The 15,701-nt window shown below is 33.4% G+C and carries 12 protein-coding genes; 2 read left to right on the forward strand and 10 right to left on the reverse strand.

Annotated features, from left to right (window positions below; genetic code table 11):
- Nucleotides 1-3: 3 nt before the first annotated feature.
- The 6 genes from BQ5209_RS04975 to BQ5209_RS05000 form a co-directional block, all read right to left on the reverse strand.
- Entirely contained in the window at nucleotides 4-342 is a 339-nt protein-coding gene (locus BQ5209_RS04975) for a PTS cellobiose transporter subunit IIA (RefSeq protein ID WP_085247527.1), read from the reverse strand.
- 4 nt (nucleotides 343-346) lie between these two features.
- On the reverse strand, nucleotides 347-2,365 hold the full coding sequence (locus BQ5209_RS04980; RefSeq protein WP_085247528.1) for a BglG family transcription antiterminator: 2,019 nt from the start codon (nucleotides 2,363-2,365) through the stop codon (nucleotides 347-349).
- 148 nt (nucleotides 2,366-2,513) lie between these two features.
- On the reverse strand, nucleotides 2,514-2,831 hold the full coding sequence (locus BQ5209_RS04985) for a PTS cellobiose transporter subunit IIB (RefSeq protein ID WP_085247449.1): 318 nt from the start codon (nucleotides 2,829-2,831) through the stop codon (nucleotides 2,514-2,516).
- Between the two features lie 27 nt (nucleotides 2,832-2,858).
- Nucleotides 2,859-4,295 carry a 6-phospho-beta-glucosidase gene (locus BQ5209_RS04990; protein WP_085247450.1) on the reverse strand — a complete coding sequence of 479 codons (1,437 nt, stop codon included), beginning with the start codon at nucleotides 4,293-4,295 and terminating at the stop codon, nucleotides 2,859-2,861.
- Nucleotides 4,296-4,523: 228 nt separating this feature from the next.
- Nucleotides 4,524-4,808, reverse strand: a complete 285-nt coding sequence (locus tag BQ5209_RS04995) for a YciI family protein (protein ID WP_085247451.1) — start codon at nucleotides 4,806-4,808, stop codon at nucleotides 4,524-4,526.
- Nucleotides 4,809-4,899: 91 nt separating this feature from the next.
- Nucleotides 4,900-5,127, reverse strand: a complete 228-nt coding sequence (locus BQ5209_RS05000) for a ChaB family protein (protein ID WP_085247452.1) — start codon at nucleotides 5,125-5,127, stop codon at nucleotides 4,900-4,902.
- 233 nt (nucleotides 5,128-5,360) lie between these two features.
- On the opposite strand from BQ5209_RS05000, the gene BQ5209_RS05005 reads away from it, so the two are divergent.
- The gene (locus BQ5209_RS05005; protein ID WP_085247453.1) at nucleotides 5,361-6,410 is read left to right on the forward strand and encodes a DUF3829 domain-containing protein; all 1,050 of its coding nucleotides are present in this window, start codon (nucleotides 5,361-5,363) and stop codon (nucleotides 6,408-6,410) included.
- 172 nt (nucleotides 6,411-6,582) lie between these two features.
- Here the strand turns inward: BQ5209_RS05005 and acuI are convergent, their stop codons facing one another.
- From acuI to BQ5209_RS05025, 4 genes are all read right to left on the reverse strand, one after another.
- Nucleotides 6,583-7,584 carry an acrylyl-CoA reductase (NADPH) gene (gene acuI / locus BQ5209_RS05010; RefSeq protein ID WP_085247454.1) on the reverse strand — a complete coding sequence of 334 codons (1,002 nt, stop codon included), beginning with the start codon at nucleotides 7,582-7,584 and terminating at the stop codon, nucleotides 6,583-6,585.
- A gap of 278 nt (nucleotides 7,585-7,862) precedes the next feature.
- Nucleotides 7,863-9,119, reverse strand: coding sequence for a serine/threonine transporter SstT (sstT, locus tag BQ5209_RS05015; RefSeq protein ID WP_085247455.1), 1,257 nt, complete (start codon nucleotides 9,117-9,119; stop codon nucleotides 7,863-7,865).
- A gap of 645 nt (nucleotides 9,120-9,764) precedes the next feature.
- Nucleotides 9,765-12,950 (reverse strand): efflux RND transporter permease subunit, encoded by a 3,186-nt coding sequence (locus tag BQ5209_RS05020; protein ID WP_085247456.1) that lies wholly within the window; start codon nucleotides 12,948-12,950, stop codon nucleotides 9,765-9,767.
- Between the two features lie 19 nt (nucleotides 12,951-12,969).
- Nucleotides 12,970-14,166, reverse strand: coding sequence for an efflux RND transporter periplasmic adaptor subunit (locus tag BQ5209_RS05025; protein WP_143421852.1), 1,197 nt, complete (start codon nucleotides 14,164-14,166; stop codon nucleotides 12,970-12,972).
- Between the two features lie 404 nt (nucleotides 14,167-14,570).
- On the opposite strand from BQ5209_RS05025, the gene zipA reads away from it, so the two are divergent.
- Nucleotides 14,571-15,503 (forward strand): cell division protein ZipA, encoded by a 933-nt coding sequence (zipA, locus tag BQ5209_RS05030; protein ID WP_370737826.1) that lies wholly within the window; start codon nucleotides 14,571-14,573, stop codon nucleotides 15,501-15,503.
- Nucleotides 15,504-15,701 lie beyond the last annotated feature (198 nt).

Genomic DNA, 15,701 nt, shown 5'->3' on the forward strand with positions numbered 1-15,701 from the left:
TATTTAGCCCTTTGATTTTGTTTCTACCTCATGATGTTTTTCATATAGATGTAACATTTCAATCGCCATTTCTCGAAAACTCATGGTTGTCATTAAATGATCTTGTGCATGCACCATAATAATTTCCATCGTGATTTTGGTACCATTAGCATAATTTTGCAGTAATTGTGTTTGTGAATGGTGTGCTTGTAAGATCTCTTTATTTGCCTCTTCAAGCAACTGATTTGCAGCACTAAAATCGGCTTGCCTCATTGCTTTAAAAGCATCATGGATTTTAGTTTTAGCATTACCACTATATAAAATAATATTAAAAGCGATAAGCTGAATATCTTCTGTACTCATTTCCTCATTCATAGCTATATTCCTTTTCAATAAGTTGGATAAAAATTTGTTTAAATTGGTCAAAGTTTTGTGCTTTCAATAGTTTTGATTGTATTTGTAAATCATCAATCAAGTTAACAATCGCTTTTGTCACCATCGCAAGAGTCGGATTTTGATAAATCGAGGGTGAAATCATAAAGATAAAGCGAATTTGTGGGTAATTAACATCCCAAAATATGCCATCAGGAATTATTGCAATACCAATTTTAGGCAATTTTCCTACAGGCATTGTTGGATGTGGCACCACAATAGTTTGGCTAAAGAAAATATCACCTAATAGCATGCGGTTTTCCATTTGCTTTATCATCTTTTGTTTATAATCGTTGTCTTCATTTAGCGCTAAAAGATCAAGCAAAAAATCTAAAACTTGCTCTTTACTTTGGGGATGTGTGCATCGATAAAAAAAATCAGCAGATAAATCATCTAGCATTTGTTCAACATGAATTAAATGTTGTGAAGAACGGGATGATGTAACGGTTGATATTGGTTCTTTACACGATGAAAGAAGCATATTACGTGACGAAAGATGGCAACGAATTTTTTGTACATCGCTTTCGGTAAAGAACACAGATACACAAAAAACAGGGACTTTAAATACTTTCGATGATAGATCAACTGACGAAATAATAAAATCAATCTTGTCTAATATCTTTGGCTCGATTTCATAATACCCTTGCGTGGCAACGATTTTAATTCTTTCATTAAATTCACATTCAACTCGATTTTTTAGTAGTTGAGCACTACCAAGCCCTGTTGCACAAATAATTAATACTTTTGCTTTTTGTTCATTTTTCAATTTTTCAATCGAAGCTAAAAAGTGCAAAGTCAAATAACCCCATTCATCATCATGAATAGTAAATTTTTTAAGCTCAGGAAGCTGACTAAGATAATTTTTAACTAACTCAAACAATTCTAGAGAAGTGGCTTTAATTTCATTAAGTAATGGATTTTTCAGTTTAATATGTTGCTCTAAGCGAACAATCATCGGTTTTAAGTGCTGAATAATGCCATTTTTCAATTGATCATCATTTAAAAATAAATATCCTGTCTCATGTTTTATCTTAATAAGTAAATTAGTCAAAGATGAATACAACTCAGCATCAAAATCATTTTGGCAAAAATTTGATTTACTCATTAAATGTAAAGTTAAATACATTTGTTCTTCTTTTGGAAAACAAAAACCTATTACCTTTTCAATTCTATTGATAATCTTTTTAGCCACTTGATATTCCAAGGTATCTTTTGTCGATTGTGACATATTAAGATTTTGAATAGAAAGTCCTGACTGTAAACGTTTAATGCTTAATGACAGATGTAACACAATATTTTGCATCATCACATCGGATAATTTTATTTTTGCCTCACGGCATTCATCTAAAATAATAATGGTTAACGAATCAAAACTAATGGCAGCATTTAACTTATTTAAATAAGTTAGGTGCTGCAAAAGATTAATCGAGCCATCATGAAAAAAATAGCTCAAAATGAAATGCCTTTTGGCTTTTTCCTCACCTTCAACATACAACAAGGATTGACTTTTTTTGACTGTCAAACCATACGGTTTAATTTGATGTTTAATTTCTAAAATATCTTTATTTAGTTGAGAAGAACTAATAAATAATTGCTCTGATAATACCTCTATATCGATTTTTTGACATTCTAACAATAACAAATTGAGAATATGGTGTTTTCTTTGACATGCTTCTCGACAATTCGCGTGCTTTACATTGCGATCTAGCAAATGATGTTCAACTAGAAATAAGTTGAAAGCAGCTCTATTTTTAATTTGCAGTTGGTAGCCATAACCTTGTTTACTAACAATACATCCTCCATGGCGTTCAATTAATGATTTTAAATCATTAAGATAAGTGCGAACAGTGCGATCTGATAATGACAGTTCAGTTGCTAACCACGCACTACTTTTGAATAGATTTTTAGAACGAACCAATAAACTAATAAGGTCACGTTGTTTATTTTTAATCACAATCATCCATACCTGTGCCAACAAAGCATATTGTTAATAATATAGTGACGGCTTTCATTAGTTAGATAAGCACGCCCCCTGCAAGGTAATAAGGCGCTGCCATTTAGCATACGCCAAACCATATTCCTAAATTAGATAATCATTCTAATTATTGGATATTATCCTCAACTAACTTAGCCAATTGCTCAATACCCGATTGAATGGGTATATAGGCCTGAAAAGGAATACTCACTACAGCTTTACCAACCTCTTCACCCATTTTTTTAAATTTATCAAGCATCATCATCGTTTGTGGGCTAATTAAAAAAAGTGAAAAATCACTGTTATTAATCATATTACTCCCTTCGGTTGCTGATACCGCATCAACCGAAATTGCTTTATCTTTACTTGCAAAATATTCTGTCACTTTTTTTGCCATTAATGATGATGACATCCCAGCGGCACAAATAATTAATGCTTTTTTCATATATTCTCCTAAAAATAGTGATTGGCTTTATAAGACTTCACCATTAGACTCAATGACTTTTTTAAACCATGTAAATGAAGCTTTGCGACTACGTTTTAGTGTACCATTGCCTTTATTGTCTTTATCGACATAGATAAATCCATAACGTTTTTCCATTTCGCCAGTCCCCGCTGAAACAAGATCAATACATCCCCAAGGGGTATATCCCATCAAATCAACACCATCTTCTTCAACAGCTAGCTTCATTTGTTTTATGTGATCACGTAAATATTCAATACGATATAAATCTTGTACCGAACCATCAGTTTCCACTTTGTCATAAGCTCCAAAGCCATTTTCTACAATAAATAATGGAAGGTTATACATATCTGTCAACCAATTTAACGTATAACGTAATCCCTCTGGATCAATTTGCCATCCCCAATCAGACACCTTGACATATTGATTACCAATCAGATCGGTTTTTTCGTTATATTCATAGCTGTCATTATCGGCTTTTTTCCTAATTGCATTTGACATGTAATAGCTAAATCCAATGTAATCAACGCTGCCTTTTTTCAAAATCTCAAGATCTTGATTGGTGATATCGAGTTTTAAATTTTTACGTTGCCAATATTTTTTAATGTGGTTTGGATACTTACCATGTACATGCACATCAGCAAAAAAGTATTTACGCTCCATCGCCTTTTGTGCCATTAAAATATCACCAGGTTTACTGGTCTCTGGGTAGATTGGTATCATCGCCAACATACAACCTATTTCAAAATCAGGGTTAATAGCATGACCAATTTGCACTGCTTTAGCGCTGGCAACTAATTCATAATGTGCAGCTTGATACATGATCTGCTCTCGATTGTCGCCCGCTTTATAGTAAATTCCTGAATTAGTAAATGGTGCAAAGTCCTCATTAAAGTTAGCTTGATTATTGATTTCGTTGAAAGTCATCCAATATTTAACTTTATTTTTATAACGATCAAAACAGACTTCGGCAAAACGCACAAAAAAGTCAATTAATTTACGATTGCGAAAGCCGCCATACTCAGTAACAAGATAATAAGGCAATTCAAAATGAGAAAGTGTGACAACCGGCTCAATATTGTATTTTAAGCATTCATCAAAAAGATCATCATAAAATTTTAATCCTTCTTCATTTGGCGCAAGTTCATCCCCTTTCGGAAAAATACGGGTCCAAGCAATAGATGTTCTAAAACATTTAAAACCCATTTCGGCAAAGAGTTTAATGTCATCTTTATAATGATGATAAAAATCAATAGCTTCGTGATTTGGGTAATATTCACCTTCAATCACACCTTCAGTAATTTTTCGATAGCTTTTAGGTGAGCCTACCGTCATCACATCGGCTACGCTTAGCCCTTTACCACCGACTTGCCAAGCACCTTCTAATTGATGAGCCGCAACAGCACCTCCCCATAAAAAATCTTTTGGTAAACCTTTATTATTCATAATCAAGTACCTGTGTTTATTAAGAATTCAAATTTAGTATAAAAGGGAAAAAATAGAATTACTAACCAACTTTTTCCGTATTGATCAGGAAAAATATAAGTATATTTTGGAAGGATTGTTAATTAATATGGGTAAATTAAGCAAATTTTTATGGTATTTAGCTAAATATCAAAAAATATAAAAATAAGCAAAATAGATGTTAGGATTTGAATATTTAAATCTAATTGGTTAAATAAACTTTTCAACCCCATCAGTATATTTCGATGGCATAAACTCAATAATCTCATATTGAGCAATGTGATGAATATAAAACGGATCTTTTTGTAATATTGCTAGCGCTTGCTCTTTATTCTCAGCACGACAAATAATCACACCACCTGTACGGGGAACTTTTCGACCTGATGCAATAAAGTGTCCTAACTGATAATGTTCTTCAAGATAATCAATATGCTGTGATAAATATTTTTCTACTTCATTAATGGGTTTTACATAAGTAAGTGTATAAATAAACATAATATAGAGCCTTAATAAATACATAGAAAAAAGTTTCAGAATGTTAGGCTATGTTGTTCAACTTAGACCATTTAATTATCTAAATAGGTATCTATTTAGCTACCCATTTACCATCTTCACCCTTGTGGTAAACCTTTTCGACTGCTGACCAAGCCACTTTAAAAGCAATCGTTTCAGGATCGCTATTATCACGACGTTTATGTGGATCTTGATATTCCTTAATCGCACTATTGAATGCTTCTTTAAAAATATCTTGCGCATGTTCAGGCAAAACATGGCGTACTGAATCAGGTAAATCTCCACGTGTTTTATATGGCATATCACATTCCCTCATAAATTGATCTTAGATGATTGAAAATTTAAAATGGTAATTGTGGACATCACTTTCAAAACAGCTTGTTGAAACCGAATTTATTCTTTTTTAGCTAAGAATACAAGAGTTATTACAATAATTAAGTATAAGCATCACAAATTTTTATTAGAAATAATCTTTAAAAGATAATAAAGTATAAATGCAATGAATTTATAATGCCAAAATTAGGGAAATAAAAGATGAAAACAAAAATTTTAACAGCACTCATTGCTGGACTTTTAATGGTTGGTTGTAATGACAAATCAACAGATAATAAAACACAACAACCTGCAGCTAATTCAGAATCTAAAACATCAGAAGATATTTCACAGCAATTAGCATTAAAGGCACGGAAAGGCAATATATGGCTGGACGTTTTTGATACCAATTTATCTCAAGCAGCACAAGATTTAAGGGGAAGAAATTCGATGCCTTCTTCTCTCTACCTTCTTGATAATAGAGTCAGGGATTTTTTAAAAAGTGTCAGTGATAAAAATGGACAAATCGATGTAAATTATGTAAAAAAAAATCCATTAAAACTCTCCATTGTTAACAACCCTTCAGCAGAAAACCTTGATGAATATAAACAATTGATTACTGAATTATTAGAACTTAAACCTGAGTTGCCCGAACTTGACGCTGCAGGCAAAGCAGTGAGCGATAAATATATTGAATTAGGATTAGCTTATGGTTCAATTGCTAAATATTATTTCAACCATGAATATAAATTGGATGACTTTGCTAAATTACCTGAACTGTTAAATAATCTGGCAACGATTTATAATCAATATGTTGAAGCTGAAAATGTCGCCTCTTTAGCTTATCGTAAATTATACGAAGAAATTCATGCATTTCAAAAAGTAGATATAAAAAATAAAGGATTAATGCTTAACTACAACTGTATTGAAATTATGGATCTATCTGAGGATGTTGTTGCGTTAATCAATAAGAGTTTTACAGAAAACAACCAATTTAAAAATCTTGATAAATCAGCAATTGAACAAAAAATTGAACAAATACAATCGATCACCAATGAATTAATTGCCAATAAAGGCAAGACTAAATTGATTAAAGAACAAGGTTTAAACGACCTTTATTATGATCGTTTTGTTGATCGTTTACCTCAATTGATTAACCAAATGAAAATAGTTTTAAAAAATTTACAGGCCAACAATGTTAAGATAGAAGTTGAATCTTTGAATGGGCAACTTGAAAATGCAATTGATGGCTATAACGAAACAATCAATTAAAAATTGATAAAGACAGATTCATTGCTAAAATTTTTGTAACCTTAAATTACGATAAATGATGTGATAAACAACAGCGGTGTGAATTTTATACCGCTGATTTGTTAAAACACTATATTTAATGAATGAACTACTGATTCATAGTAAATATCAAAATACCACCATTTAGTCGAGCCTAAATTTGTTTGTTTACATCAACAACAAAGCGCCCTTTTATTTGTCCAGCTATCATCTTATTTGCCACTTCGACACATTCGTTTAATGTGATTGTTCTGCCGACATAAGATAAGATTTCTTCATCCAGATGCTTCGCTAATAAATTCCAAGCTGTTACTCGTTTATCATAACTTGCCATTACGCTATCCACACCTGCTAACGTAACTCCTCGTAAAATAAACGGTGCAACCGTTGCTGGTAAGTCCATCCCTTGAACAAGTCCACAGCATGCCACAATGCCACCATATTGGGTCTGTGCACAAGCATTTGCTAAAGTATGCGAACCAACAGCATCCACAACAGCTGACCAATGCTCTTTTTGTAACGGTTTACCGGATTGTTTTAATGATTGACTATCAATGATATTAACAGCGCCAAGTTTTCGTAAATAATAAGCTTGGTCTATTTTACTGGTTGATGCTGTAACTTGATAACCAAGTTTAGCCAGTAGCGCAACTGCAATTGAACCAACACCACCACTGGCGCCAGTGACTAAAACCATACCATCTTGTGGTTTTACACCAAAATCAAAAATACGCTCAACACAAAGCCCCGCAGTATAGCCAGCCGTACCAATAGTCATTGCTTGATGAGCTGTGAGCTTATCAGGTAATGGAATTAGCCATTCAGATTTTAAATAAGCATATTGCGACAAACATCCCCAATGAGTTTCACCACAGCCCCAACCATTTAAAACAACTATATCGCCTTTTTGATAACGACCACTAGCACATTCAAGAACCGTACCCACACCATCAATCCCCGGAACCATTGGCCATTGCCTAACAACCGGGCTTTTATTGGTTATGGCTAATGCATCTTTATAGTTAATACTTGAATATGCCACCTGGATTAATGTATCACCTTGTTGTGATAATAATTGTTGTCTATTAATATTTTTTAGTGAACAGGTAAAACCCGTCACTTCTTTTTTTTCCAAAAGAATGGCATTGAATAACATAATGTCTCCTTATGGCTTAAGGCACCCAAGTAAAGTAAGTAATCCCCTTAAACACAAGTTTCCAATATTAAATAGTCATTCCATAAAAAGCAACGGAATATGTTATATACGATAAGGTCATAATATATTATTAAAAAATAGAAAGGACTAGTCATCCATAAATTATTCAATAAAACTGAGCAGATAATCATAAAAATCACATGCTCAGTTTACAAAAAAATGGCCAATCAAATCGATTGAATATTCAAATAACGTTACTGTACACTTTCATCGTAAATTTAAGCTTTATTGATTGTCTTTTGTTTTTCTTGGGCTGCCGATGAAACAGCACCAATAAACACAACATCACTTGACGAGTTTAATGCGGTTTCAACTGAGTCTTGAATCACGCCGATAGCAATTCCAATGCCAATGACTTTAGCTGAAATTTCGTTAGGAATGCCAAACATACTACATGCGACAGGAATAAGCAGTAAAGATCCTCCCGCAATTCCCGATGCACCACAAGCACACACCGAAGTAACGATACAAAGTAATACCGCAGAATAGATATCAACATGAATACCAGCACTAGCTGGCATTGAATTAACTGTTGCTAAAGTTAACACCGTTATAGTAACAGCAGCCCCCGACATATTAATTGCTGCGCCTAATGGTACCGCAACAGAATAAGTATCCTCATCCATGTTATATTTTTTACAAACCTCCATATTAACGGGAATATTGGCTGCAGAGCTACGTGTAAAGAAAGCAGGTATAGCACTTTCTTTTAAAGAGGTAAGTACAAGTGGGTAAGGATTTTTTCGCATAACTAAATAAGCAAGCAATGGATTGATAACTAATGCAACAATTAACATACAAGAAACTAATACAACCAATAAATGTGCATATTTCAGTAATTCACCAAAACCAGTCTCTGCCAACGTCGAAGCGACAAGTCCAAATACACCAAAAGGGGCAAATCGGATAATAATTCTTACAATAAATGAGATTGCATAAGACAGATCATTCATCATTGTTTTAGTGCTTTCACTAGCATGCCTTAGCGCTAAACCAATACCAACACCCCAAACAATAAGACCTATATAATTCGCATTTATCAGTGCATTGACAGGATTGTCGATCATTTTTCCGAGTAAGGTTTTTAATACTGCGGTAATACCATTTGGCGGAGTAAGTTCAAGATTATTTAAGGTATCACCAAATGAAATTTGCGATGGAAACAAAAAACTGACAATGGTTGCCAATAATGCAGCTAACATCATGCCAACAAGATAAAGGGAAATTAACGGCCGCATATTAGCTTGCTTACCATGTTGATGATTTGAAATCGAAGCAATCACTAAGATAAGTACAAGTATAGGAGCTACTGATTTCAAAGCATTGATAAATAGCCCACCCAATAATGACATGCTTAGCGCAGCATCTTTAGATACAGCAGCAAGAATAATGCCAAATATTAAGCCCAATAAAATCTGCGGTATCAACCCTACTTTCAAGTAAAAACGAACCAACGGATTAGATGAGTGTGTCATGGTATTTTCCTGTTTATTAAAGATAAGATTAGAACATTAACATAATTAAGCATTAAATTTATATAAAAAAATCATAATAATAATCTTTTTTTATATATTACTTTAATTAATCACTAAGTTTAATTATTAATTTTAAAACGTATAACGAAATAGTAGTATTCTTTCACATGATAAAAGGCGGATATTGTTTGTTAAATTCAATAGAAGACAAATAGTTTAACGAAGAATGTAACTTGTTTGTGATTGCAACGATAAAACAGCAAAGTTTTATTGTTATACTTTGATAGTTATAAAAAAATAAGTTTTAGTAGTTTTAAATGTGACTTTTGCAACCTCATGAGCCTAAGAACAGTCTTTATTGTCTTAATGAATAATTAATATTAAATATGGATAGGCTACATTAACTCATACAACTTTTTTAAGGAACTTGTTGCAAAATAATTTGAGCTATAAAAAATGCGCTAATCAAAATAGCGCATTTTAGGTTTCACTAATCCATATCTACGTGATTATAAAAATAATCCACTCAACTGTTTTGTTAACAAAATATATTTATATTTATATTTCTGCATAACCAAAACGAATCTTAAAGAAGAATTTTTTGTATTAGTTTATTACTCTATTTATATCCTTTAAACATATTTTTTACTTTGTAAAAACAGGTTTGTTTTTATGCTTAGTAAATAATTTTGTTATAAATAAAAAGAATAATGGAACATAAAATATTGTTAAAAATGTAGCGGTTAGCATACCTCCTACGACACCTGTACCAACAGCATTTTGGCTTGCAGAACCTGCGCCAGTATTTAATGCTAATGGTAATACACCAAGAATAAAGGCAAATGAAGTCATTAAAATTGGACGCAAACGCAAACGACAAGCTTCAAGTGTTGCATCAACCAATGATTTACCTTCTTTTTCAAGCGCATCTTTGGCAAATTCCACGATCAAGATAGCATTCTTAGCTGATAGCCCCATCGTCGTTAATAGACCAACAATAAAATAGATATCATTATCAAGTTCTCTAAACATAGTTGCATAAACGGTTCCTAAGATACCAAGTGGAATAACAAATAGAATCGAAATAGGTACTGTCCAACTTTCGTATAATGCCGCTAATGATAAAAACACCACAATAATTGAAATAATATATAGCGTGGTGGTTTGTGATCCTGTTTGACGTTCTTGATAAGAAATATCTGTCCAGTCAAACGAAAAACCCTTAGGTAAGTTTTTAGATAACTCTTCCATAATAGCCATTGCTTGCCCAGAACTCATGCCAGGAGCAGCCGATCCACTAATACCCATTGCCGCTACACCATCATAACGAACCAATGATGGTGAACCGTAACTTTTTGAAGTTGTGGCAAAAGCGTCATAAGGTACCATTTGTCCATTTTTATTTTTGACATGCCAATAACTAAAATCATCAGGTAACATACGGTAAGGTGCATCAGATTGCAGATATACTTTTTTAACTCGGTTATTATAAACAAAGTCATCAATATAAGCAGAACCTAATGCTGTGGATAATACGGTATTAACGCTACTGACTGACACACCAAGTGCCTGCGCTGTTTCAAAATCAACATTAATTTTGTACTGTGGAACATCTAGCATACTGCCAGGGCGAACTTGCTGTAGATATGGATGCTGTGATGCTTGACCAAATAATTGGAAAAATGCACCAACTAAAGCATCATGCCCTTGCCCTGCTGTATCTTTAAGCATATAAGAGAAGCCATTAGCCATACCTAAAGATGGTACCGCAGGTAAATTAACAATAATAACTCGACCATCGGTGATAGTAGATGCAAATCCCCAACCACTAGCCACTAAAGCGTCAATTTGTTGATCATCTCGTTTACGTTCATCCCAATTTTTTAAGCGGACAAAGCCTAGTCCCATATTTTGTCCACGACCTACCATACTAAATCCAGCAACAGTAAATATTTCTTCAACTGAATCAGCTTTTTGTTCGGTATAAAAGCGAGATGTCTTATTTAATACTGACATTGTTTGTTCTAGTGTCGAACCTGGTGGCAATTCAACCATAACTAAAAGAACTCCCTGATCTTCGTCTGGAAGAAATCCTGTAGGTAAGCGGTTAAAGCCGAATAACAATCCAACTAGAATTAGAGCATAACAAATAAAAGCAATTACGGGCTTACGAATAACCTTAATAACACCTTTTTCATAAGAACGTAAACTATTGCCATAAAAATTGTTAAACCATATAAAAAAGCGTTTCGTACCAATTGAGCACCAACTAAATGGCGGTATTGACTGTAGTTTTTCACCGAATGAGGTTTTTTTAATTTTACTTTTAGATGGGGCTTTTAAAATCTGTACACAAAGAGCTGGAGTTAACACTATAGCCATCAATACAGATAATCCCATCGCAGTGACAATGGTAATTGAGAATTGACGATATATTCCACCTGCGGCACCACCATAAAATGCCATTGGCACGAATACAGCAGATAATACAACAGCAATCCCTACCAATGCTGAGGTGATTTGTTCCATCGATTTAACAGTAGCATCATAAGGAGATAAGCCTTCTTCATGCATAATACGCTCAACGTTTTCAATAACAACTATCGCATCATCCACCAATAATCCAATAGCCAGTACCATCGCAAACATTGATAAAGTGTTGATAGTAAATCCGCAAATATATAAAATCGCAAAGGTACCTAACAACACTACAGGCACAGTAATGGTAGGAATAAGTGTTGAACGTAAATTTTGTAAAAACACATACATCACTATAACAACCAAAATGATTGCTTCAACTAGTGTATGAATTACATTACTAATCGATAACTTAACAAATGGTGTAGTATCGTATGGAAAAGCATATTTAATATCTTCAGGGAAGATTTTAGATAACTCTTCTAGCTTTTTATCCACCTTGTCTGACGTATCTAATTGGTTTGCACCTGTCGCTAGATATATCCCTAGACCGGCTGATGCATTACCGTTATAACGCGAAATAAAGTTATAATCAGATGCACCAATTTCAACTGTTGCTACATCTTTTAATAAAATGTTAGAGCCATCAATATTGACTCGAACAAGAATATTTTGGAATTGTTCAGGCGTCTTTAAACGCGATTGTGCAGTAATTGTTGCATTAAGTTCTTGTCCATCTGTTGCTGGTAAAGCACCCAATTGCCCTGCGGTTACTTGGGCATTTTGCGCTTGAATAGCCGCTATAATTTCTTCAATGGATAAATTAAAGTAGGTCAATTTATTGGGATCAAGCCAAATACGCATAGCATATTCAGAACCAAATAATTGTGTATCACCAACACCCTGCACACGTCGAATTTGATCTTGCACAGTAGAATAGACAAAATCAGCAATATCAGCCTGTGTTTTTTCGGGATTAGTTGAATAAAAACCTACAACTTTCAAAAAGTTATTGTTATTTTTTGCGACCGATACACCATTTTTTTGAACACTTTCAGGTAAACGAGACTTAATACTTTCTACTTTATTCAATACTTGTACTTGTGCAAAGTCAGGATTCGTTCCTGGCGAAAAAGTTAACGTTGTTTGAACAACACCTTGCGCACTACTGGTTGATTTCATATAAAGCAGATTATCTAAACCTGTCAAATTCTGTTCAATTAACTGAGTAACTGTATTTTCAATGGTCTGCGCATCAGCACCTGGATAAACAGCTGACACAGTAACCGCGGGAGGAGCTATATCTGGATACTGTTCAACAGCTAATAGCTTGATACATAAAGCACCACCTAGCATCATCATAATGGCAATTACCCATGCAAAAACAGGTCTATCAATAAAAAACTTAGCCATAATTAAATCTACCCCTGTTTTATTTCATATTGTTTTTGATGATACTATCTAACTGGTCTTGTGATAAAGTAGCTGGTTCTCCAACCATTTTTCCTTTCATTGGTTGTCCCATTTCGACCGCGGTTAAATTAAGTAATCCAGTAGTAATAACTTGTTCTCCAATGTCAATTCCTTTTATTACTACCCAATAACCACTAATCCCCGTATAAATTTCGATACCTTGACGATATTCAATCGTATTGTCTGGTTTTAAAATTTTGGCAGTATATTGACCTTTAGCATTGCTAGTAATACTTTGTTGAGGTACAAGTATGGCATTTTTAATATAGCCTAGTGTCATCTGAGGCTTAACAAACATACCTGGTAGAATTTTTCCTTCAGTATTGGCAAACTGAGATCGTAACGTTACTGTACCAGTCGTTTCATTAACCGTCATATCTGAAAATTTGATATTACCAGGCAAAGCATATTTTGAACCATCGTTAAAAAACAGTTCGACATTATTACCTTTAGCTGGTTCATAAATAACGTTTTCATCTTGAAGGAATTTATTATAACGCGTTGCAGCTTCAGTCATATCAACATAGATAGGATCAAGTTGTTGCACTAATGCTAATGGAGAAGGTTGACCGGCTGAAACTAAGGCTCCTTCCGTAACACTTGATTTACCAATATAACCATCAATCGGAGAGTACACTTTCGTATAATCTAAATTCACTTTAGCAGTATGCTCTGCCGCCTGAGCAACTAATACAGCAGCTTGAGCTTGTTTGGCATCAGCTGCTGCTTTATCATAATCTTGTTGGCTGATTGATTTGGTATTTAGTAGACCCGCATAACGTTTTAAAGTAAGTTGTGCAATATTTGCATTTGCTTTTGCACTAGCAACACTTGCCACAGCACTATCATAATTAGCTTGATAAATAGCTGGATCAATTTGATAAAGCGACTGTCCCGCTTTAACATTTGAACTTTCATCAAATTCTCGTTTTAATATAATACCACTAACTTGAGGCCTAATTTCAGCAATTTGAGATGCAACAACACGACCAGGTAAACTAATTTTTAATGTGTAGTTTAATGGCTCAACTTTAAATACAGTTACTTGGGGTATTTGATCATCATCGCCCTGTAACTCGCTATTATCACAACTTGTTAATAAAAGCAGGCCAATTGCCACAGGTATGGTTAATAATAGTTTGTTAAATCTCATCATCAAAATGCCTCAGTAAACTTAATAATTATTTTTTAAATAACAATGAATTCAATTTAGAAGTAACGGATGATTTTACAAAAAATATGCATAAATTGTAAGTATCTTTACAGGTTAATAGCACAGAGTTCTAAAAAATGGCTAACTAAGGTATGACTTTAAAAAAGTTTTATTGATAATTATGATTCTTGCTACAAATAAAGTAATATAGATTAATTGATTTTTTGTGCTATAAAGTATCTTAAATAAAATGTTATACTACGAATATCAAATACGGTTGCTTTAATGAAGATTACTTCACATTGCTAAGAAAAAGTAAAAAATTTACATTGCAGTACTCCGTAATCATTTTTATAAAATATGATTGAATAATTTAAGTCTATATTTAATTTAATACAGAGATGGTTATTATGGATAATTTACGTATTGTTCTAATTGTTGTTGCATCCTTGGTCATTATTGCATTGGTCATTCATGGTTTTTGGATCAATAAAAAAGAACGTTCTTCACTTTTTAGTTCAAATAAAAAAGAAAATTTTGGACAAAATATTAAACGGCATCAAAACTTTTCTATAAATGGATTAAAAGAAGACGACGATAATGATGATGATGTTATTTTGCTAAGACCCCAAAAAACAAAAAATAGTGCCACCCTTGAAAAAAGAAGTACAATTATTAATGATGCCGTAGAAGAGCAAGAAAACAGACCTCAACAAGAAGATCTGTTTATTGATAACGATGATGAACAAAAAATTAATTTTGATAAGGTAAAAGAACCTATCATCAATGTTGAACATAATCATTTTGAAGACGAAAAACAACTTGACTTAATCCAAACAACTCAAGAAAAAACCGTTAATGCTAATAACGAAATTAACCATAACGAAAAACCTAAAAAACTAAATATTGACGATGAAAAATCAACAACCGAAATTATTGTATTAAATATCACAGGTCTTAACGGAAAATTACTTCAAGGTGATGTTTTACTTGCTAGCATTATGCAATCAGGCTTTCAGTTTGGAGATATGCGGATTTTCCACCGTCATATGGATCCTGCTGGTAATGGTCCAATATTATTTAGTTTAGCCAATATGGTCACACCGGGGTATTTAGATCCTGAAACAATGCATGAACTTACCACTCCTGGCGTGTCTATTTTTATGGTTGCACCGACTGAAGGTAACAACCAACAAAATTTCAAATTAATGTTACAAACAGCACAACGCATAGCTGATGATGTCGACGGTGTAGTATTAGATGACGAACATCACATGCTAACACCACAAAAAATCGACAGCTATAAAAATCGTATTAAAAAAGCCTGTAACGAAATTTAATCGTAACATTTTCAACGAATCTTTAACAAAATCCCACCAACTTAGCTTGGTGGAGACAAATAGATATTGCTATAACCTATGTATTTAAATCATTTAATTTAGCTATGTACTATTCGCAGTTAAATTAATGAAATTGTAATAATATTCCCAAAACCTACGTTTTAATTTAAGAGCCTATTATCATGTCACTATCGAATA

It is taken from the genome of Gilliamella mensalis (assembly GCF_900103085.1).
Lineage (GTDB): Bacteria > Pseudomonadota > Gammaproteobacteria > Enterobacterales > Orbaceae > Gilliamella > Gilliamella mensalis.